Origin of the sequence: Hyphomonas sp. KY3 (assembly GCF_017309975.1) — a bacterium.
In the GTDB taxonomy this organism is placed as follows: Bacteria; Pseudomonadota; Alphaproteobacteria; order Caulobacterales; family Hyphomonadaceae; genus Hyphomonas.
The window spans coordinates 2,883,340-2,901,696 of sequence record NZ_CP022271.1; the positions used below are offsets into that span (position 1 = coordinate 2,883,340).

At 60.1% G+C, this 18,357-nt stretch carries 23 protein-coding genes; 8 read left to right on the forward strand and 15 right to left on the reverse strand.

Annotation, left to right across the window (positions count from 1 at the left end; all coding sequences use genetic code 11):
- Nucleotides 1-126: 126 nt before the first annotated feature.
- Complete coding sequence (locus CFA77_RS13825) at nucleotides 127-936, forward strand: DUF2306 domain-containing protein (protein WP_206991188.1); 810 nt, start codon at nucleotides 127-129, stop codon at nucleotides 934-936.
- Here the strand turns inward: CFA77_RS13825 and CFA77_RS13830 are convergent.
- The 5 genes from CFA77_RS13830 to fumC all read right to left on the reverse strand — a co-directional run bounded on the left by CFA77_RS13830 (nucleotide 933) and on the right by fumC (nucleotide 6,211).
- Nucleotides 933-1,736: an SDR family oxidoreductase gene (locus CFA77_RS13830; protein WP_034811827.1), complete on the reverse strand. Its 804-nt coding sequence runs from the start codon at nucleotides 1,734-1,736 to the stop codon at nucleotides 933-935. The genes CFA77_RS13825 and CFA77_RS13830 overlap by 4 nt on opposite strands.
- A 91-nt stretch (nucleotides 1,737-1,827) precedes the next feature.
- Nucleotides 1,828-3,414, reverse strand: coding sequence for a SulP family inorganic anion transporter (locus CFA77_RS13835; protein WP_367173543.1), 1,587 nt, complete (start codon nucleotides 3,412-3,414; stop codon nucleotides 1,828-1,830).
- Nucleotides 3,415-3,568: 154 nt separating this feature from the next.
- Nucleotides 3,569-4,309 carry a bifunctional 2-polyprenyl-6-hydroxyphenol methylase/3-demethylubiquinol 3-O-methyltransferase UbiG gene (locus CFA77_RS13840; RefSeq protein ID WP_206991190.1) on the reverse strand — a complete coding sequence of 247 codons (741 nt, stop codon included), beginning with the start codon at nucleotides 4,307-4,309 and terminating at the stop codon, nucleotides 3,569-3,571.
- Nucleotides 4,310-4,765 carry a hypothetical protein gene (locus CFA77_RS13845; protein ID WP_206991191.1) on the reverse strand — a complete coding sequence of 152 codons (456 nt, stop codon included), beginning with the start codon at nucleotides 4,763-4,765 and terminating at the stop codon, nucleotides 4,310-4,312.
- A 60-nt stretch (nucleotides 4,766-4,825) separates the two neighbouring features.
- Nucleotides 4,826-6,211, reverse strand: a complete 1,386-nt coding sequence (gene fumC, locus CFA77_RS13850; protein ID WP_206991192.1) for a class II fumarate hydratase — start codon at nucleotides 6,209-6,211, stop codon at nucleotides 4,826-4,828.
- A 173-nt stretch (nucleotides 6,212-6,384) separates the two neighbouring features.
- On the opposite strand from fumC, the gene CFA77_RS13855 reads away from it, so the two are divergent.
- The 3 genes from CFA77_RS13855 to CFA77_RS13865 all read left to right on the forward strand — a co-directional run bounded on the left by CFA77_RS13855 (nucleotide 6,385) and on the right by CFA77_RS13865 (nucleotide 7,698).
- On the forward strand, nucleotides 6,385-6,888 hold the full coding sequence (locus tag CFA77_RS13855; protein ID WP_206991193.1) for a DUF3592 domain-containing protein: 504 nt from the start codon (nucleotides 6,385-6,387) through the stop codon (nucleotides 6,886-6,888).
- Between the two features lie 139 nt (nucleotides 6,889-7,027).
- Nucleotides 7,028-7,339: a hypothetical protein gene (locus CFA77_RS13860; RefSeq protein ID WP_206991194.1), complete on the forward strand. Its 312-nt coding sequence runs from the start codon at nucleotides 7,028-7,030 to the stop codon at nucleotides 7,337-7,339.
- Nucleotides 7,336-7,698, forward strand: a complete 363-nt coding sequence (locus CFA77_RS13865; RefSeq protein WP_206991195.1) for a RusA family crossover junction endodeoxyribonuclease — start codon at nucleotides 7,336-7,338, stop codon at nucleotides 7,696-7,698. The genes CFA77_RS13860 and CFA77_RS13865 overlap by 4 nt, the downstream gene beginning before the upstream one ends.
- A gap of 4 nt (nucleotides 7,699-7,702) precedes the next feature.
- On the opposite strand, the gene CFA77_RS13870 is transcribed toward CFA77_RS13865, so the two are convergent.
- The gene (locus tag CFA77_RS13870; RefSeq protein ID WP_206991196.1) at nucleotides 7,703-8,218 is read right to left on the reverse strand and encodes a DsrE family protein; all 516 of its coding nucleotides are present in this window, start codon (nucleotides 8,216-8,218) and stop codon (nucleotides 7,703-7,705) included.
- 118 nt (nucleotides 8,219-8,336) lie between these two features.
- Here CFA77_RS13870 and hemN point away from each other — a divergent pair, with 118 nt between their 5' ends.
- Both hemN and CFA77_RS13880 read left to right on the forward strand, forming a co-directional pair.
- Nucleotides 8,337-9,686, forward strand: coding sequence for an oxygen-independent coproporphyrinogen III oxidase (gene hemN / locus CFA77_RS13875; RefSeq protein ID WP_206991197.1), 1,350 nt, complete (start codon nucleotides 8,337-8,339; stop codon nucleotides 9,684-9,686).
- A gap of 86 nt (nucleotides 9,687-9,772) precedes the next feature.
- Nucleotides 9,773-9,970 (forward strand): hypothetical protein, encoded by a 198-nt coding sequence (locus CFA77_RS13880; RefSeq protein WP_034810800.1) that lies wholly within the window; start codon nucleotides 9,773-9,775, stop codon nucleotides 9,968-9,970.
- Nucleotides 9,971-9,990: 20 nt separating this feature from the next.
- Here CFA77_RS13880 and fghA read toward each other — a convergent pair whose 3' ends face one another.
- Nucleotides 9,991-10,833 carry an S-formylglutathione hydrolase gene (gene fghA / locus CFA77_RS13885; protein ID WP_206991198.1) on the reverse strand — a complete coding sequence of 281 codons (843 nt, stop codon included), beginning with the start codon at nucleotides 10,831-10,833 and terminating at the stop codon, nucleotides 9,991-9,993.
- Nucleotides 10,834-10,999: 166 nt separating this feature from the next.
- Between fghA and CFA77_RS13890 the strand changes: the two genes are divergently transcribed.
- Nucleotides 11,000-12,091: a glutathione S-transferase gene (locus CFA77_RS13890; RefSeq protein WP_206991199.1), complete on the forward strand. Its 1,092-nt coding sequence runs from the start codon at nucleotides 11,000-11,002 to the stop codon at nucleotides 12,089-12,091.
- 5 nt (nucleotides 12,092-12,096) lie between these two features.
- Here CFA77_RS13890 and CFA77_RS13895 read toward each other — a convergent pair whose 3' ends face one another.
- From CFA77_RS13895 to CFA77_RS13920, 6 genes are all read right to left on the reverse strand, one after another.
- The gene (locus CFA77_RS13895; RefSeq protein ID WP_206991200.1) at nucleotides 12,097-12,570 is read right to left on the reverse strand and encodes a RidA family protein; all 474 of its coding nucleotides are present in this window, start codon (nucleotides 12,568-12,570) and stop codon (nucleotides 12,097-12,099) included.
- Nucleotides 12,571-12,583: 13 nt separating this feature from the next.
- Complete coding sequence (locus tag CFA77_RS13900; RefSeq protein WP_206991201.1) at nucleotides 12,584-12,907, reverse strand: hypothetical protein; 324 nt, start codon at nucleotides 12,905-12,907, stop codon at nucleotides 12,584-12,586.
- 123 nt (nucleotides 12,908-13,030) lie between these two features.
- Entirely contained in the window at nucleotides 13,031-13,408 is a 378-nt protein-coding gene (locus tag CFA77_RS13905) for a VOC family protein (RefSeq protein ID WP_206991202.1), read from the reverse strand.
- A 78-nt stretch (nucleotides 13,409-13,486) separates the two neighbouring features.
- On the reverse strand, nucleotides 13,487-14,017 hold the full coding sequence (locus CFA77_RS13910; protein ID WP_206991203.1) for a DUF1993 domain-containing protein: 531 nt from the start codon (nucleotides 14,015-14,017) through the stop codon (nucleotides 13,487-13,489).
- Nucleotides 14,018-14,039: 22 nt separating this feature from the next.
- A complete protein-coding gene (locus CFA77_RS13915) occupies nucleotides 14,040-14,477 on the reverse strand; it encodes a hypothetical protein (protein WP_206991204.1) in 438 nt (145 codons plus the stop codon).
- A gap of 71 nt (nucleotides 14,478-14,548) precedes the next feature.
- Complete coding sequence (locus tag CFA77_RS13920) at nucleotides 14,549-15,655, reverse strand: S-(hydroxymethyl)glutathione dehydrogenase/class III alcohol dehydrogenase (RefSeq protein ID WP_206991205.1); 1,107 nt, start codon at nucleotides 15,653-15,655, stop codon at nucleotides 14,549-14,551.
- Nucleotides 15,656-15,748: 93 nt separating this feature from the next.
- On the opposite strand from CFA77_RS13920, the gene CFA77_RS13925 reads away from it, so the two are divergent.
- Nucleotides 15,749-16,657, forward strand: coding sequence for a LysR family transcriptional regulator (locus tag CFA77_RS13925; protein ID WP_206991206.1), 909 nt, complete (start codon nucleotides 15,749-15,751; stop codon nucleotides 16,655-16,657).
- Nucleotides 16,658-16,671: 14 nt separating this feature from the next.
- On the opposite strand, the gene CFA77_RS13930 is transcribed toward CFA77_RS13925, so the two are convergent.
- Together CFA77_RS13930 and CFA77_RS13935 are read right to left on the reverse strand one after the other, a co-directional pair.
- On the reverse strand, nucleotides 16,672-17,460 hold the full coding sequence (locus tag CFA77_RS13930) for a metallophosphoesterase (protein WP_206991207.1): 789 nt from the start codon (nucleotides 17,458-17,460) through the stop codon (nucleotides 16,672-16,674).
- The gene (locus tag CFA77_RS13935) at nucleotides 17,460-18,335 is read right to left on the reverse strand and encodes a diacylglycerol kinase family protein (RefSeq protein ID WP_206991208.1); all 876 of its coding nucleotides are present in this window, start codon (nucleotides 18,333-18,335) and stop codon (nucleotides 17,460-17,462) included. Before CFA77_RS13935 ends, CFA77_RS13930 begins: the two co-directional genes overlap by 1 nt.
- Nucleotides 18,336-18,357: the final 22 nt, after the last annotated feature.

An 18,357-nucleotide genomic window follows, 5' to 3' on the forward strand; every position in this document is an offset into this window, starting at 1 on the left:
GCTTAGAAGCTTACCGGAGCAATATCGACGGTTTTCTGCGGAAATCCTCGCCGATTTCCAAATCGGCAAGACGATGTCGGCGATCCTGACCACACCTTCCCTGTTTGAAACATGGAAGGATTGCGCGTGGCACCCACTTCACAAAATCTTGGAAAATGGAACAAGCTCCTGAGCCGCACAGGCATAGCGTGGTTTTGCATTGCTGCGGTCGGCCAACTGGCCTTCATCGCCTTTATCATTGCTCATTATGGCACCCGCACAGCCACGGGAAATTTCGCAGGGTGGAACGACAAGCAACTCATCAAAGGCCATGTTCCGGGAGACGATGCGGGCAATCTGATGTTTGCAAGTCACGTCTTGCTGGCGGCCGCAATGACGCTGACGGGCCTCATACAGCTCATTCCGGCTCTGCGGCGGCGGTTCCCAACCCTGCACAGATGGTCTGGCCGCATCTTTTTGGTGCTGGCTTGCACCCTTGCACTGGGTGGGCTCTGGCTGACGTGGGGGCGCGACACATACCTGTCTCTGGTGGGAGCTGCCAGCGTGTCACTGAACGCCGTGCTGATCCTGGTTTGCGCCGTTTACACAATCCGCTTTGCGTTGGCGCGCCGACTCGCCGACCATCAACGCTGGGCCATGCGCCTGTTCATGGTTGCCAATGGCGTCTGGTTCGTTCGGGTCGGCCTGATGGGCTGGATAATGATCAACCAGTCCCCTCGCTGGATGAACAGCACGATGAGCGGACCTGCCGACATCATCATCACCTATGGCAGCTACCTGATTCCGCTGGCCGCGCTTGAACTCTATTGTGCCGCCCGCCGGAGTCGCTCCGCCGCCGCAAAGGCGGCAGCCAGTCTGCTTGTCGCAGCGGCCACCGTCTTCACCGCGATCGGCATTTTCGGAGCGTCGACGTTTCTCTGGTTCCCGCAGCTCTAGCTGGACGAGACAATGCCGCCATCGCACGGGACGGTGTGCCCGGTGATATAATTGGAGGCCTTGGATGACAGGAACATGGCGAGGCCGGCAATGTCGGAGGGCTGGCCCACCCGGCCAGACGGATTCTGGTCGCCAATCTTCTGCCAGTCGACGCCTTCGGTTTCGCCTTTGAAGCCGACGCCGGTGGATAGCATATAGGTCGGGAATGGGCCCGGCGCGATGCCGTTGCAGAGAATATGCTCACCGGCCAGATGCGCGCCCATGAAGCGCGTCAGATGGATGACGGCCGCTTTGGACGTGCCATAGGCAAAGCCGCTCATCGGTGAGGTGTGCATGCCGTCGATGGAGGCGATGTTGATCACGCGGGCCGGAGAGTCCGCGCTCGCCGCCTTGCGCAGCAGCGGCATCAGCTTCTGGGTCAGGAAGAAGAGCCCCTTCACATTGACGTCCATCACCTTGTCCCAGCCATGCTCCGGGAAATCTTCCAGCTTGGCGCCCCATGCCACACCGGCATTGTTGACCAGAACGTCGACCTTTTCTTCCCGCTCGGCGAGCGTGTTGGCGAGGTGTTCGATGCCGACCATCTGGCCCACATCGGACGGAATGGCATAGATTTCGCCACCATATTTTGCTTTCAGACGCTCGACCGTTTCCTCACAGGCATCCGCCTTGCGCGAGGAAATGATCACCTTCGCGCCATTGGCCAGAAAGCCTGCCGCGATCATTTCGCCAATGCCGCGCGAGCCGCCCGTAATCACGACGGTCTTGCCGGCCACCGAAAACAAATTGCTGAAATCCATATCCATGCGCCTGTTCCTCCAAGTTTCTGATTGGCGTTCCTAGTGGCGGAACTGCCGATCCGAGGCAAGGAGATTACGTCGCAGGCGCGCGTCAGTGCGCTCCGCTGAAGGCACCTGTCTTGACCGAATAATCCACCGCAATCGCGTATTCGGGATCATCATCGGAATCGACCATTAGTTGCCCGGCCTTGCTGAGCAACTTGTGGCAATCACGCGAAAGATGGCGCAGCTGCAGGGTCTTTCCGAGGGCCTCATAACGACGCGCAAGGTCTTCGATCGCTTGCAATGCGGACTGGTCCACAACACGCGAGCGCATGAAATCCACGATCACCACATCTGGGTCGGTTTCGGGATGGAACAGTTCGGCAAAACCATCGGTCGATCCGAAGAAAAGCGGGCCTTCGATCTCGTAGACATGCGCGCCCGGTGTGCGCACGCTGTCACGCTCGATGACGTGGATGCGGCGGGCATTGTTCCACGCATAGGCGAGCGCCGAGACGATCACTCCAACGACCACAGCCGTCGCCAGGTCATAGAAGACGGTGACGATGGTCACCAGTATGATCACGGCGGCGTCCAGCAGCGGGATCCGCGTCATGATGCGCAGGCTGTTCCATGCGAATGTGCCGATCACGACCATGAACATGACGCCGACCAGCGCGGCCAACGGGATCTGTTCGATGAGGCCAGAACCAACGAGAATGAAGGCCAGCAGGAACAGTGCGGCGGCGATGCCTGCGAGGCGCGTACGTCCGCCGGATTTCACATTGATCATCGACTGGCCGATCATGGCGCAGCCGCCCATGCCGCCAAAGAAGCCTGTGATCAGGTTTGCGGTGCCCTGCGCCACGCACTCCTGGCTCGCTCCGCCTCGCTTGCCGGTGATCTCCCCGACAAGATTGAGCGTCAGCAGGCTCTCGATGAGGCCGATAGCTGCGAGAATGACCGCGTAGGGCAGGATGATCTTGAACGTCTCAAATGTCAGCGGCACGCTCGGCATATGGAAACTCGGCAGGCCGCCCTGAATGGAGGCGAGATCGCCCACGCGCGGCACGTCCAGGCCGAACCCGATCACCACGGCAGCGACAATGCCGATCCCGGCCAGTGGCGCAGGAATGATTTTGGTGAATTTCGGCAACAGCCAGATGATCGCCATGGTCAGGCCAACCAGCGCCAGCATGACCGCGAGCGGCCAGCCGCTCATCCATTCCCCGCCCGACATGCCGTGCGCCGACACTTCAGCCGTGCCCGGCACCTGGAACTGGGTCAGCTGCGCCATGAAGATCACGATGGCGAGGCCGTTGACGAAGCCCAGCATCACCGGATGCGGCACGAGACGGATGAACTTCCCGAACCTGAAAATACCCGCCGCCAGCTGGAGGATACCCATCAGCACAACCGTGGCGAACAGGTATTCAACGCCATGCTGCGCCACCAGCGACACCATGACCACGGCGAGCGCGCCGGTGGCACCGGAGATCATGCCCGGACGGCCGCCGATCAGCGCCGTCACGAGACCCACGATAAAGGCTGCATAGAGCCCGACCAGCGGATGCACACCTGCCACGAAGGCAAAGGCCACGGCCTCTGGCACGAGCGCCAGCGCGACCGTCAGGCCGGACAATAATTCGATCTTGATCCGGTTCGGCGTGAACTGGGTGTAACTGGCCTGTGACAGGCCCTGCGCGCCAAGGCGATCTGCAAAGGCAGCAAAAGTCGATTTTACCACGGGATGACACTCTTCGATCTGAGGGCAGGAAGATGTTTGCCGCCGTATGGCGATCTTCCCCCCAGGGTGCAACCACAGGCATGAAGAAACTGGTGGCGAGATTTCAGTTTGCCGGTTTCCTGTACAGGGAAACATGCATCTTGCTTTCAGGCGTGAAAGGCTCCCGTTTCCACCCGCCCCAGCGATGCTCCAGCGTCAGACCGGCGAGTTCAGCCATCAGGTCTATTTCTTGCGGCCAGGCATAGCGCATCACAAGGGGCACCATCCGCGTGCCTTTTTCCGTAATCCGCACACGCTGATACTCGATCACCTGCCGTGTCGGATCATGCACCTTCGCTTCGAACCAAAGAGACTTGAACCCGATCTTCGTGGTGCGAAGACTCTGATTGTCATGATAGGCTGAGAAATCCGGCACGAAGGTTTCGACCAGAAACGCCCCACCCGGTGCCAGCCTGTCCGCAACATTGCGGAAACAGCGCACCTGTTCAGCCTGGCTGGTCAGGTTAAACAGCGTGTTGAAAACCAGGAAAGCAAAGTCGAAGTCGCCGGTTATCGCGCAATCCGCCATGTCGCCGATGACGACCGGAATGTCCTCCCCGCCCGGTTTCTCGCGCAGCTTCTCCACCATGGCGGCGGAGCCTTCGATGCCGGAAATCTCGAATCCAAGCGCCTTCAGCGGCAATGCAATGCGGCCCGTACCTATGGCCAGCTCCAGCAAACGCGCGCCATCGCCCGCAAGCTCCGCAATCAGGGCGACGGACTCCTCCGTCGTGCCAGGATCATGCAGCGCGTCGTACTCATCGGCATTCAGCGTGCCAAAAGTGTCGGGATCGAACTCCAGCATCTATTTGCCGAGTATATGCTCGACCGCAAACTTTCGACCCGCGGGTGTTATATCCCAGTAGACTGCACCCGAAACATAGTTCCCACCCGAGCACACAGCGAAATTGATACTTTCCAAAGTGTCCAAATGGTAGTCGAGCATACCCTCTTGGAGGTCCAGCCTTCGACTAATATATCTTGTATCTCGTTCTTCGCCTTTCGCATTGAAGAGATAACCCAATACCCTCGAAGCATCCCCGTCGAGCTTGTTTCCAACCTTATCTTCAATTGATTGCTTCTTTAGCTCTGAAAGCTCCCGTTCGAGCTGTTCGATTTTCTTTTGGGCGGCATCTAACTCGGTTGCCAATTCATGCCGTTCTAACTCGGCTTTGCGGACTTTGTCGTCCGCAAGCGCAATTCGCTCCTTCAGCACCTCTGAGAGAGGAATGTCCGTCAGCAATTCTTTCAGCCAGCTCAATCGCACTCTCCCTTTGATGGGAGAACATTACAGAAACACCCTCATGAGCGCAACCGAAAGTTAGCCCGGCGAGATCATCTTCGACGGATCGACGATGTTGTCGAAATCCTCGCCCGGGATGCCGTCCTTGATCGCTTCCTCGCGAAGCGTCGTCCCGTTTTTATGGGCCGTCTTGGCGATCTTGGCCGCGCGGTCGTAGCCATATTTCTCTTTCAGCGGCGTCACCAGCATGAGGGAATTCTCGAGGCCGCGCTGAATATTCTCGAGCCGCGGCTCGATTCCGACAACGCAATTCTCCGTGAAGCTCACCGCCGCATCGGCAAGCAGGCGCACCGACTGGAGGAAGTTGTAGGCCATCATCGGGTTGAACACGTTCAGCTCGAAATGGCCTTGGCTGTCGGCAAAGCCGATGGCGGCATTGTTGCCATGAATGTGCGCGCACACCTGGGTCAGCGCTTCGCACTGGGTCGGGTTGACCTTGCCCGGCATGATCGAGCTGCCCGGCTCGTTTTCCGGCAAGGCCAGTTCGCCAAGGCCGGAACGCGGGCCGGACCCAAGGAAACGGATATCATTGGCAATCTTGAAGCAGGACATGGCCACGGTGGTGATCGCCCCATGCGTGAACACCATCGCGTCATGCGCGGCCAGCGCTTCGAACTTGTTCGGTGCGGTCGTGAATTTCAGGCCGGTAATGCCAGCGATCTTCTCGGCGACCTTTTCTGCAAATCCGACCGGCGAGGCGAGGCCCGTGCCGACGGCCGTGCCGCCTTGCGCGAGTTCCATCAGCTTTGGCAGCGTCAGTTCGATGCGCTCGATGCCATTGGCCAGCTGCTGCGCGTAACCGGAAAATTCCTGGCCGAGCGTGACGGGCGTTGCGTCTTGCGTGTGCGTGCGGCCGATCTTGATAATGTCGGCCCATTCCTTGGCTTTGGAATCGAGCGCATTGTGCAGAACCTGAAGCGCCGGCACCAGGCGATGAACGACTTCCTCAACGCACGCGATGTGCATCGCCGTCGGGAACGTGTCGTTCGACGACTGGGACATGTTCACATGGTCGTTCGGGTGAACCGGCTTCTTTGAGCCCTTTTCGCCCCCCAGAATCTCGATGGAGCGGTTCGAGATCACTTCGTTCGAATTCATGTTGGACTGCGTGCCCGACCCGGTCTGCCAGACGACGAGGGGGAAATGATCGTTCAGCTTGCCTTCAATGACTTCTTCGGCGGCCTGCACGATCACTTTGCCCAGTTCGGGATCCATCTTGCCGAGGTCCATATTGGCTTCAGCGGCGGCCTTCTTGACGATGCCAAGGGCACGGATGATCGGCTCTGGCTGTTTTTCCCAGCCAATCTTGAAGTTTCCGAGGCTGCGCTGAGCCTGCGCGCCCCAATAGGCGTCATCGGAGACCTCGATGGGGCCCATCGTGTCGGTTTCGGTGCGCGTCGTCATGAGTGCAAGCTCCTTCGAGAATAAGTTGGACAGGACACCCTTGGCGCCGGATGGCCCTGTAGACAACCTGAGAACCGGCGCGGTGTAGCACGGCCATGCGCCGCTGCAAGGCGACATTCGGCCTATCTGGCCATGGCAACGTGGAATTAAGGCCTGTGGTCTAGTCAGCCGCCATGAAAACGATTGCAGCTCTCGGTTTTAGCCTGGTCATGCTCGGCGTCGGTCTTCTCTTCATCGGAAAGGCCGGTCTGAACACCCATCGCTATCTCGGCTCCAGCAACTGGGAAAGGGCACCAGCCCTGATCGAAAGCAGTGAAATTCGTACGGGACGGGATGGCGTGGCCCGGTCCGGAATCCGCGCAAAGGTGCGACGCGCGCTGACATTGTACGAAACGCAGGTGACCTACCGCTACGAGTATGACGGCAAGGCCTATACCGGCCATCGGGTCGATCTCGGGTCACGGCGCTCCTCGGACGCCAAGGCACATCGCAAGCTGAAACGGCGGTTCGACCAATTGCAGGCAGAGCAGCGCCAGATATATGCATGGGTGAACCCCACCAGCCCCGAAGAGGCTGTGCTGTATCGCACCCACAATTGGGTGGTTACAGCGTCCATGGCACTGTTCGGACTGTTCGGACTTGGCATCGCCGGCGGCGTGGTCGCATCCGAGCTTTGAACCCGGCGACCTTCAACAGGCGCCACCTTCTCCCCCATTCGTGTCTTGCGCGGTCCTGACGGCCTCGCCTAGATTGCGGGTTCGCGGGGCCCAACGGGGCCGGACCGAGATACATTTCCGGAAGACGCCAGGACTGCCCATGAACGCTCTCGCCCAGGCACTGTCACAACCGGCGACGCTGCTTGTCGCCGCGCTGGCCTTCGCGCTCGGTTTTCTCGTGCGCGGGATCGGACTTAATTCCTTCTCGCCACCCCTCATGACCGAGGCCCAGATCGAAGAAGCCCTGTCGAAGGTCACCAAGGCCAAGTGGGCCGAGATCGACCGGGCAACCGACGACCGCAAGAAAATCCTTGCCATCAAACTGCTGCGCGAACAAACGGGTCTCGGCCTGAAGGCCTCGAAGGAAGCGGTCGAGGCGCGCATGCAGTCACGTCATCGGATGCGGGGATGAGCCTTGCCGAATGGGTTTCCGCCGGAAAGGTGCGCGCGCGCATCACCGATGAAGGCGCGCTCGAAGTGCGCTGTCACGGCCTGACGACGCAGGCGAAATATTACAAGACCCTGCTCAAGGAATTCTTTCGCAAGGAGTTCCCGCCCCTGCGGCCCGGCTATGGGGATTACTCCGTTCACATCATGATGGAATACACAGGCGATGCGCCCTGGATGGACCTCGACAATCTCGCCAAGGCCCTGCTCGACAGTCTGACAGGGAACGTCTTCGAGGATGACCATCAGGTCGCCCGCCTGCTGGTCGAGCGGCGCGTGGGCGAACGCGAAGGCATCTGGCTGAAAGCCGAGGCGATGGACTGAGCCGTCAGAACGGGTTCAGCGTATAGCCATCCTGTTGCAATTTCGCGTGCGCGGTCATTGCCGAAAGTGCGATTTCGACACCCGGCAGCAAATCTGATTTCTCGATGTCGCGATAGGCTGCAGTCTGGCCACACAGAATAATACGGACACGGTGCTTTGCGAGCGCGGCCACCAAGGGCGCATTCGCGTTACCTGCTCCTGCCACAAGGTCCGCCGAGGCTCCGCCATGCACAACCACCGCCAGCTTGATGTTGGCAGCAGGGATACCGACCGCCTCGTGCATGTTCAGGAAACGCGCTGCGCTTTCCAATGTCCGGTTCACCTTGCCCGGCTCAGCAGGCGCCGCCGTGTCGAATGCGATCTTGAAGACGGCGTCCTTGGACAGCCGCTCGGCATCCGGCACACTCGCCACTTTCCCGAAAGCAGGGATCGCCATACCGGGTTTGAAATCATCAGGACCCGCCAGCGCAGGCGCAACCAGCAGCAAAGCCGCGGTAGCGGAAAGGATTGATCGTATCATGGACATCTCCTCTGAGTGCCCCTGACCCTAGGCGGTGGCGCCAGCGACGTCGAGCCGCATTTGATATAAGGGCTTTTGCGTAGTCACCGGGCCGCCCACCATTGCTAGGACCATCGCCATGAAACAGGCATGGATTCCTTTCGCGTCGCGCCCCGTCCCGCGCTATACAAGCTATCCCACGGCGGCGGATTTCACGCCGCAGGTAGCGGAAACAGAGGCCGGGATCTGGGCCAGCCAGACTGCGCCGGACAAACCGATCTCAGTCTATATCCACGTGCCGTTCTGCGAGAAGCTTTGCTTCTATTGCGGATGCGCGACCAGCGTGCCGAATGGTTACATGCGCATTGCTGCCTATCTGGAGACATTGCATCGCGAAATCGACCTCTGGGCCAGGGCGCTGGGGGCCCATGACGGGATGGCGCACCTGCATTTTGGGGGCGGCTCTCCCAATGCGCTTTCAGCCGAAGACTTCAAGGACCTTGTCGCGCATGCAAGCCGCGCCTTTGGCCTGCGTCCCGGCGCCGAGATCGCGGTCGAGATAGACCCGCGTGGCCTGACCCCGGATTTCATCCATGCCATGGCGGCCTCCGGCGTCAATCGCGTCAGCTTCGGCGTCCAGACGCTCTCCGCCACCGTGCAGCAAGCCGTGGGCCGCATTCAGCCGAAAGTCCTCCTCAGCGAGGGCATCGCCCGACTGCATGAAGCAGGGATCGGTGCGATCAATATGGACCTCATGTATGGCTTGCCCCACCAAACGGTCACGGATGTCGAGGAAGCCGCGCATTTCGCCACTGAGATGGGCGCCGCCCGCATCTCGCTGTTCGGCTACGCGCATGTGCCATGGTTCGCCAAACACCAGGCCGCAATTGATGAAGATGCCCTTCCCGGCCTTGAAGCGCGCTTTGAACAGGCCGAGGCAGGCGCACGCACGCTGGAACTGGCAGGCTACCAGGCCATTGGCCTTGATCATTTCGCTCGCGCCGACGACTCGCTCACTCAAGCCGCCCGCACGGGCGCGCTTCACCGCAATTTCCAGGGTTATACGGACGATCCATGCGATACGCTGGTCGGCATAGGCAGCACGGCAATCTCCCAGTTTTCGGGCGGTTACATCCAGAACTTCAAGGAGCGGACAGCATGGCGCGCAGCGATTGAAGCGGGTCGCCTACCGGTCGAGCGTGGTGTCGCGCTGACTGAGGATGACCGCCTGCGCGCCCGCGCCATCGAGACGCTGATGTGCCAGATGGAAGTGGACGTGGACGGGCTCTGCCGCGAAATGGGCGCTGCCCCCGACAGCCTCGCCGACGCGCTTGAAACCGCCCGCTTTCTCCAGTCCGCAGGCCTGTGCCGGATCGCCGGCAGCACTATCCAAGTACCACCAGACGCACGCCTTTTCCTGCGCACGGTCGCCCAGTGTCTTGATGGTCGCTACAAGCCCGCGCCGCGGCGCCATGCCAAGGCAGTCTAGTCCATCGCGTCTGGGCACGCGGCATCCCTTGCAGATACTCGATCTGGTGTTACACGCAGGCTCTACAATCCGGAGCGTGAAATCCCATGGCTGAATTCCTGGTCCTGCATCAGAAAAACAATAACAAGGTGCGCGTCGTGAATATCGAGCATGTACGCATGCTGCGGCCCCATGACGAAGCTGGCACGTGGCTGGAGTTTGGTGGCGACAGCGAAATATCCAGCCTCCTGGTTCGGGAAGATCTGGATGACCTGATCACTTTTCTGGAAGCTGAACAGGTTTAGCCAGAGACGCTCTGCAGCGCCTAAGCCCCCAGCGCTCGCGCATGATGGGCAATATGCTCGTCCATATAGGTCGCGATGAAATAGTAATCGTGGCCGTAGCCATCGCGCATATTGTAATCCAGCCGCTGGCCATGCTTTGCGCAGGCGTCGGTGAAGACTTCCGGCTTCAGTTCGCGCTCCAGAAATGTGTCGGCCGTGCCGGTATCCACGAGGATCGTTGCCTTGGTCTGGCGCTCCTTGACGAGTTCGGTCGCATCATACTGCTCCCATGCCACGGAAGGTTCGCCGAGATAGGCGGTGAAGGCCTTCTGGCCCCACGGAACCTGCGCCGGGCTTGTGATCGGGCTGAACGCCGAACAGGATTTGTATATTTTCGGATGCTTCAGGTGCAGCGTGATCGCGCCATGACCGCCCATGGAATGACCGAAGATGCCCTGCCGGTCCATGTCGGCATAAGGAAAGTGTTCTGCGATCACCTTGGTCAGCTCATCCGTGATGTACTGATCCATCTTGTAGTGCTTCGCCCACGGCTCTTGCGTGGCCGTCAGATAGAAGCCCGCGCCCTGACCCAGATCATAAGCCTCATCATCCGGCACATCCTCGCCACGCGGGCTCGTATCCGGCGCAATAATCATGATTCCGTGCCGGGAGGCTGCCCGCTGCAGTCCGGATTTCTCCATCACATTCGCCCAGCTGCAGGTCAGGCCGGAGAGATACCACAGCACCGGCACTTTCTCCGGATCGGCCTGCGACGGCGTATAGACCGCAAACCGCATCGTACAGTTCTGCAACGCGCTCTCATGATCATGCACGGACAACGTGCCGCCAAAGGATTGCCATGCGGATACCTGGGTGAGGGTCATGTGCTGAGGTCCTGTCCATTCGAGTGAAAGTAACCTCACTGATGTGGCCCGGTTGAGCCTGCAGGACAAGGCCCCGCCGCGCACATGGTCGCCCGAGGTCAGCCTTGCCAGCCTCGCCCCGCTAGCCCAAAACAGGGCCCAGCCCACCAAAGCCTTCGGAGGATCTATGCCCGGCTATACATTGTACGGCGCCGACGTCAGCTATTACACGGGCAAGGTGCGCGCCTATCTCGACTGGCGCGGCGTGGACTATGTCGAGGAGCTGGCAACCCAACAGGTTTATCGCGACATCATCCTGGCCTCGGTCGGCTGGCCCGTGATCCCGGTGATGAAGACGCCGGACGGCGAGATTGTCCAGGACACGACCGACATCATCGAACACATCGAAGCCGCCGAAGGCCTCTCCCCGCCTGCGATCCCGGACGGCCCGGTGCAGGCCTTTATCGCCCAGCTGCTGCAACTCTATGCCGATGAGTGGCTGGTCATTCCCGCCATGCACTATCGCTGGAACTATAATGAAGACTGGGCCTATCAGGAATTCGGGGCAATCTCGGCCCCGGACCGCCCGGCGCCGGAGCAATACGAGATCGGCAAGCGCAATGGCGAACGTTTCAAGGGCGCCCTGCCCCCGCTGGGTGTCTCGCCGACCACTGCACCGGCGATCGAGCAGAGCTATGAGGCTTTCCTCCGCGAATTCTCCGCGCATCTGGAAGTGCATCCCTATGCGCTGGGCGGCCGCGCCACGCTGGCCGATTTCGCCCTGTACGGCCCGCTCTATGCGCATCTCTATCGGGACCCGGCTTCGGGTGATCTGATGAGGCGCTATGCGCCCAAGGTCGCCGACTGGGTCGAGCGCGTGAAGGCAGGCTCCCCGCCTCAGGGCGACCTGCCCGCCAATGACGAAATCCCCGTCACGCTGGTGCCCATCCTCGCCCGCCAGATGCGCGAGCAATTCCCGGCCCTGCACCAGACCGCGCAACTCTTCGCCAACTGGGCCGAGACCGCTTCCCCCGGCACACATGTGCCGCGCGCGGTCGGCCAGATCGAGATCGACATTGAGGATACGCAAGGTCCAGCCGCTGCGCGCACCTTCCCGCTGTGGCGTTTGCAGGCAGCGCTCGACGCCTATTCGGCGCTTGACGGCGACGCCCTCGCCCGCGCCGATGATCTGCTGGAACGTGTTCGCGGCAGCGCGCTAAAAGAGTTCAGCCTGCCGGCCCAGCTTGCGCGCGCAGACTATCGCCTCGCACTCGCCTGATTGGGTCAGGGCGTGACGGCGAGACACTCGATCTCGACCTCTGCCCCAAGAGCCAGACCATTGACACCAAAGGTCGACCGCGCCGGTTTGGGGTCCGGCAGCGCTGCGTCATAAGCCGCGTTCATTGCGCCATAAGCCGCCATGTCGCCCAAGAAAACTGAACATTTTACCACATCAGAAAGGTCGGCATCGAACTCAGCAAGGGTCCGTTCGATATTCGCAAAGATCATGCTGGTTTCAGGGCCTACGCCTCCGGACGCGAGTTCATTCGTTGCCGGATCAATGCCCAGTTCGCCGGAAAGATAGATTACGTCGCCCACGCGCACGGCCTTGGAAAAGGGCAGATCCGTTCCCGCTTTGGTGACGCCGGGAAAATGGGAAACTTCGGGTGAGGTGTTCACCTGAATGTCCTGAACATCCATAGCGACGCAGCCACTCAACAGCATGGCCGCCGCGCTCACCCCCAAAATTCTCATCATGTCCGCCTTCCCCTCAGTGAATCCATTTTGGCTCTTCGCCCTCGATCCCATCCTCCTCGTCATCGTCAAGGTCTGAATAGGTCGTGAACTGAACATCGTATCCGAAGGGCTGGTCTTCCGCTGGCACGTCCGGCTCGGTCACATAGACCTGCAACTCGCCGTCCATCTTGAAGCCAAGCCGCTTGCCGATGACAGAAATCATGTCCGCGGCCTGTTCCGGGTCGGCCGCCCAGACCTTCATGCCCATGATGCACGGACCGATCTCGGTCTCGTAATCGGCGTTCGGCTCGAACACCTGCCCGTCCGCAATCAGCGTATAGTGAGTAAACTCCGTCATGGAGAAATCATTACCCGCTTTGCAGCCAAGGTCGAGCCCGTGGGGCCAATTTCCGGGGGCTGGCGCGCACAAAAAAGGGCGACGCATACAGCGCCGCCCTCCAAAGTTGACGTGCGTCCCACGCTAGCCGCGCAACATGGTGCAGATCTTGTTGCCGTCCGGATCGCGCAGATAGGCGAGATAGAGCTTCATGCCGCCGCCTTCTCGCCAGCCCGGTGGGTCTTCGATGGCCTTGCCGCCTGCCTCGATCCCGGCCTTGTGCCAGGCATCGGCCTGTTCGGTGCTGTCGACCGCAAAACCGATCGTGCCGCCATTGGCATGACAGGCTGGCTCGCCATCAATCGGCGGCGTGACAAGGAATGTTCCGCCATTGTGGAGATAGATCAGTCGCCCCTTCGGATCGACAATCGCCTCGCGCCCGCCCAGCGACTTGAAAAGCGCGTCGTAGAATTTCTTTGATTTTTCCAGATCGTTCGTGCCGACCATGACGTGACTGAACATGTGTTTCCTCCTTGTGGATGGGGAATTTGTGCCTCAGCCGCCGAAACAGCGCCAGAGGGATTTCGGCCTCCCCCCGCGTCAGCTTGCCATAGCCGCCGCCAGCAGCGGACGCAGATGGCTCAAATAGTCTGCTTTGCCGATGGCCAGCCCTTCGGCCCGCAGGATGTCGTAGGCGGTGACGAGATGGAAATAGAAGTTCGGCGTCAGCCATTCGTCGATATAGTCTTGGCCGGTCATGGAAAGCGTCGGCATGCCTGGCAGTTCGAGAGAGGTCTTCGCCTCGGCGAAGCTTTCCTTCGTGTCGGTCTGCGCCTCGATCCGGGAAATCGTCTCGGCCACAAGGGCTTTCAGGTCCGCGAAGCTCGCCGTATCAACCTCGAACTCTTTCACAGGCGTGTCGTTTAGCTTGCCCAGAAGTAATTCTGCCTGACGGCACGTGAACCATATCTGGTTCGGCAGAGGCAGCATGTCCTCGGCCAGCCGCGCCGTCAGCAGGGCTGTCTTCGCCGCGTCGTCCGGAAACAGCTCCGCCTCGGCCCGGCCAAGAATATTCTGCAGCGTGATCAGGCGCGTGCGGTAGATGTCGAGATTGCGTTTTACGATGGTCATTTGCTTTTCCCTCTAGCGCGACTCAGCGGTAATCCAATTCAAATGTGGTGCAGCCTTCGAAATCGCAATCCGTGCGATCCCAGGAAATGACAATGCGGGCTCCATTCCTGCTCGCGATGGACTCTCGCAGTCCGGCCTCATCGTCGAGGAGATCAATCTTGCCGATCCTCGGATTTCCGCGCAGGCAAACAGATGCCGCCTCGGCGAACTGATTGATCCACCAATAATGGGTCATCGGGGCGACTTCACCGACAAATTGTTTGTCTGCTTCGTCGCGGCAGTCGGTATCTTCTTCACATCCCGCATCGGTCGCTATGCCCCACATGATGATTTCGTCTTCAGATCCGCGAAACGCCGCAAGACGCATATATCGGGCGGAGGAACCCGTTCGCGGCCCTGAATCGACCCACGTCTGAAGATCACTGCAGAATTTCTGATCCATCGTCGGGCCGGTGCTCATGCAACCGGAAACGATCGAAGCGCCCGCCAAGGCCACGCTTGCGCAAAGAATCTGTGCGGGCCGGCGCGACACTAATACACCACCACGCTCCGAATGCTCTCGCCAGCATGCATCAGGTCGAACGCGTCATTGATCTTGTCCAGCTTCATGACGTGGGTGATCATCGGGTCGATCTGGATCTTGCCGTTCATGTACCAGTCGACGATCTTGGGCACGTCGGTGCGCCCTTTCGCGCCACCGAAGGCCGTGCCGCGCCAGTTGCGCCCGGTGACCAGCTGGAAGGGCCGTGTACTGATTTCCTTGCCGGCCTCGGCCACGCCGATAATGATCGAGGTGCCCCAGCCGCGATGACAGCATTCCAGCGCCTGACGCATCACATCCGTATTGCCGGTACAATCGAAGGAATAGTCCGCGCCGCCATCGGTCAGTTCGACGAGATGGGCGACCACATCAGCGGTCTCCTTCGGATTGACGAAATGCGTCATCCCGAATTTCTCGCCCCATTCCTTCTTGGAATTGTTGATGTCGACACCGATGATCTTGTCGGCGCCCGCCATCTTCGCGCCCTGCAGCACGTTGAGGCCGATGCCGCCCAGGCCGAACACGACGACATTGTCACCGACCTGAACCTTGGCCGTATTGGTCACCGCGCCCACGCCCGTCGTCACACCGCAACCAACATAGCAGGCCTTGTCGAAGGGCGCGTCGGTGCGGATTTTCGCAACCGCGATTTCCGGCAGGACGGTGAAGTTCGAAAAGGTCGAGCAGCCCATATAATGATAGATCGTTTTGCCCTTGTAGCTAAACCGGCTCGTGCCATCCGGCATCAGGCCCTTGCCCTGCGTCGCGCGGATCGCGGTACAGAGATTGGTCTTGCCGGAAAGACAGCTTTTGCACTGGCGGCATTCCGGCGTGTAGAGCGGGATCACATGATCGCCCGGCTGCACACTCGTCACGCCCGCGCCCACTTCACGCACAATGCCTGCGCCCTCATGGCCCAGCACGCTCGGGAAGATGCCCTCACTGTCCAGCCCGTCCAGCGTGTAGGCATCGGTATGGCAGATGCCGGTCGCCATGATCTCGACCAGGACTTCCCCGGCCTTCGGGCCTTCCAGATCCAGTTCGACGATTTCCAGCGGTTTCTTGGCTTCAAAGGCGACAGCGGCGCGCGTTTTCATGAGGGAGCTCCATAATGTTTGGGTGCCATACTACTCTTGCGCTCTGCGCGATAAAGTACGTAATTCGCAATTCATTGTTGCAGGACTGGGATAATGCAAACGGATTGGGATGGTATTGAGGAATTCGTGGCTGTGGCGACGTGCATGGGCTTCAAGCCCGCGGCGGAAATGTTGAACGTCTCAACCTCGCATGTGAGCCGCGCCGTTACCAGACTGGAAAACGCCATCGGCGCGCCGCTATTCTATCGCACCACCCGCAAAGTCTCTCTCACCGATACGGGCCGCACCGTGCTCAGCCATTGCCAGCAACTCATCGAGTCGCGGGACGAGCTGTATGCCGTGGTGGGCGGCACCAATGAACCGCAGGGAGAGATCAAGATCACCTGCCCCACATCTCTGGGCGAACGCTACATCTCGCCCATCGTGCGCGAGTTCAGCCAGGATTATCCCAAAGTAGAGATCACGCTCGACCTCTCCAACCGGCTGGTCGACCTGATCGCCGAGGGCATCGATCTAGCAATCCGCACCGGCATGCTGGAAGATTCCCGCCTGATCAGTTCGCGGGTGGCAAGCCGGCAATTTCTGGTTTGCGCATCCCCTGCCTATCTGGACGCCCACGGCACGCCCGAACGGCTTGACGACCTGAAAACCCACAATTGCCTGACAGGCTCCTCCAGCACATGGCGCTTTCGGCAGGGCGGCCAGCACGAAACCCTCCGCCCACGGGGCAATTGGCGCTCAAATTCCGGCGCATCCGTTCTGGACGGATTGCTCGCAGGCAAAGGAATCGGACAGCTACCACTTTTTTATGTCGCGCCGTATCTCGAGAACGGGCGACTGGTCGAACTGTTCAGGGAATTCCGACCCGAGCCGGAACCCATCTGGGCGGTTTACCCCCAAGCCCGTCATCTTCAGCCCAAAGTGCACTTGCTGGTAGATCGTATCCGCGCACAATTGCAGCCCGCATTCGAAGTGCGCATCCAGCATCACCTGCGAGGATAACCCCGTCACCCCTTTTAGGCGCAAGCCTCCAGATTGGCATCAAACGCGCCCATACGGGAATTTTTCGGCCCATCTTCATGAATATCGCATCGGTCGATCCGCAACTCTCCCTCTTCCAGCCGGATCAGATTGAACGAAGGCGGCTCAGCCCGCAGGCGCACCGATAACGTTCCGGATGAGACGGCGAGATAACAACCATTGGCGCGCTGGCGCACGACGACCGAGGGCGTGTGGACATGCCCCGTCAGCACCATCTGTACATGGCTCGCCGCCACCATATCGCTGGCGCGTCGGCCTCGGCGTGTCCGTGTGCGGAGCGGCGCACCCGGCAGGGAATGAAACGGATGATGGCAGGCAATCAGTTTGACCTCTGCCCGTGACTTGCCCGCGCGAACAATCGCCTCATCCAGGTCGTCCAGATTGACAGACCCCTCGGCCCAGTTCCGCCGTGCCTGCCAGCCGCGCGCCGTGTTGAGGCCGACAGCGATCGCACCGCCAGCTTCGACGACCTCAAATTGCTGATTGAATCGCCGCTTGAATCGTTTAAAGGGTTCCGCCGCCCGCGCCGCGACATTGAACATGGGGGTGTCGTGATTGCCGGGCACAACGAGCTTCGGCATGTCGAACCTGTCCAGCCACTCGGCCGCAGCATCGAACTCACGAGTGCGTCCCCGCTGGGTCAAATCTCCGCACACGACCAACATGTCAGGTTTGGTGGATTTGATACAGGCTTCGGCAGCCTCAATCGCGTTTTCGTCTTCGGCGCCGAAATGAATGTCTGAAATCTGTGCAATAACCGTCATCAGGACATGTCTGGAACGAAGATTTTCACCGCAGAATCGATCCGCCGGAACCTCAGCGGTGTGTCCATCTCTTTGAGCTCACCATCCAGCGTGACATTGATGCGCCCCTTGTCGGTCTGGTGCACCTCGATCTCGTCAGCAAGTTTCAGCGCAACATCCTCAGCATTGCGCCAGCCATCGAACATCATCTCCAGGCCAAGCTTGGCGAGGTCCAGCAAGCCCTGAGGGTCAATACTCGCAATCTCCAGCTTTCCGGGCGTGTCCGGATTGATGTTCACCGTCAGAGTGGTGGCGGTCTCGGCGGCCTTGCCGGGGGCGTTCCAGGCAATGTTGGATTTCAGAGCCAGAGCCGAAGAGTCGTGCACGATCTCCGCGGCCTCAAGAATTTTCCCCTCGCGCAATGCTTCGCGTGAATTGGTGAACCGGGTCATGTCACCCATCATGGCCGCCACGAAGAAGCGGGGTCCGCCGACAATCTCGCCACATGGCATCGGGCGTACCTTGCCGCCCTGCAGCGCGCGATCGATCAGCACGTCCCACTCATGGTCGCCGCCCAGGGCGCGAGTGGGCAACATATTCATCGTCCCGCCCGGCAGTGGCAGGACCGCCGGACCGAGCAGACCGGCATGCGACAACGCGCAGGCAATCGTGCCATCCCCTCCCCAGACAATCAGCGTGTCCGGCTCTTCAGCGAGCGCCGCTTCCATGAGCAGCGCAAGATCATCCTCACCGACCGTATGGATCGACGCAGCGTCCGGCAGGTCGGAGAGTTTTTCACGCAAGAGATCAGCGGCTCCCTCGGGCGTGCTGCCCGAGAGCGGATTGATCACACAGGACACACGGCCAAGCCGCGAAAGCACATTTGTTGGGGTCATGTGCGTAGAACGCGCCAGATGA

Bases quoted from the DNA above. Each gene is read 5' to 3' on its own strand.
- CFA77_RS13830 (WP_034811827.1), bottom strand. From the start codon at position 1,736: ATGGATTTCAGCAATTTGTTTTCGGTGGCCGGCAAGACCGTCGTGATT.
- CFA77_RS13840 (WP_206991190.1), bottom strand. From the start codon at position 4,309: ATGCTGGAGTTCGATCCCGACACTTTTGGCACGCTGAATGCCGATGAG.
- fumC (WP_206991192.1), bottom strand. From the start codon at position 6,211: ATGACGACGCGCACCGAAACCGACACGATGGGCCCCATCGAGGTCTCC.
- CFA77_RS13855 (WP_206991193.1), top strand. From the start codon at position 6,385: ATGAAAACGATTGCAGCTCTCGGTTTTAGCCTGGTCATGCTCGGCGTC.
- CFA77_RS13860 (WP_206991194.1), top strand. From the start codon at position 7,028: ATGAACGCTCTCGCCCAGGCACTGTCACAACCGGCGACGCTGCTTGTC.
- CFA77_RS13865 (WP_206991195.1), top strand. From the start codon at position 7,336: ATGAGCCTTGCCGAATGGGTTTCCGCCGGAAAGGTGCGCGCGCGCATC.
- CFA77_RS13870 (WP_206991196.1), bottom strand. From the start codon at position 8,218: ATGATACGATCAATCCTTTCCGCTACCGCGGCTTTGCTGCTGGTTGCG.
- hemN (WP_206991197.1), top strand. From the start codon at position 8,337: ATGAAACAGGCATGGATTCCTTTCGCGTCGCGCCCCGTCCCGCGCTAT.
- CFA77_RS13880 (WP_034810800.1), top strand. From the start codon at position 9,773: ATGGCTGAATTCCTGGTCCTGCATCAGAAAAACAATAACAAGGTGCGC.
- fghA (WP_206991198.1), bottom strand. From the start codon at position 10,833: ATGACCCTCACCCAGGTATCCGCATGGCAATCCTTTGGCGGCACGTTG.
- CFA77_RS13890 (WP_206991199.1), top strand. From the start codon at position 11,000: ATGCCCGGCTATACATTGTACGGCGCCGACGTCAGCTATTACACGGGC.
- CFA77_RS13895 (WP_206991200.1), bottom strand. From the start codon at position 12,570: ATGATGAGAATTTTGGGGGTGAGCGCGGCGGCCATGCTGTTGAGTGGC.
- CFA77_RS13900 (WP_206991201.1), bottom strand. From the start codon at position 12,907: ATGACGGAGTTTACTCACTATACGCTGATTGCGGACGGGCAGGTGTTC.
- CFA77_RS13905 (WP_206991202.1), bottom strand. From the start codon at position 13,408: ATGTTCAGTCACGTCATGGTCGGCACGAACGATCTGGAAAAATCAAAG.
- CFA77_RS13910 (WP_206991203.1), bottom strand. From the start codon at position 14,017: ATGACCATCGTAAAACGCAATCTCGACATCTACCGCACGCGCCTGATC.
- CFA77_RS13915 (WP_206991204.1), bottom strand. From the start codon at position 14,477: ATGAGCACCGGCCCGACGATGGATCAGAAATTCTGCAGTGATCTTCAG.
- CFA77_RS13920 (WP_206991205.1), bottom strand. From the start codon at position 15,655: ATGAAAACGCGCGCCGCTGTCGCCTTTGAAGCCAAGAAACCGCTGGAA.
- CFA77_RS13925 (WP_206991206.1), top strand. From the start codon at position 15,749: ATGCAAACGGATTGGGATGGTATTGAGGAATTCGTGGCTGTGGCGACG.
- CFA77_RS13930 (WP_206991207.1), bottom strand. From the start codon at position 17,460: ATGACGGTTATTGCACAGATTTCAGACATTCATTTCGGCGCCGAAGAC.
- CFA77_RS13935 (WP_206991208.1), bottom strand. From the start codon at position 18,335: ATGACCCCAACAAATGTGCTTTCGCGGCTTGGCCGTGTGTCCTGTGTG.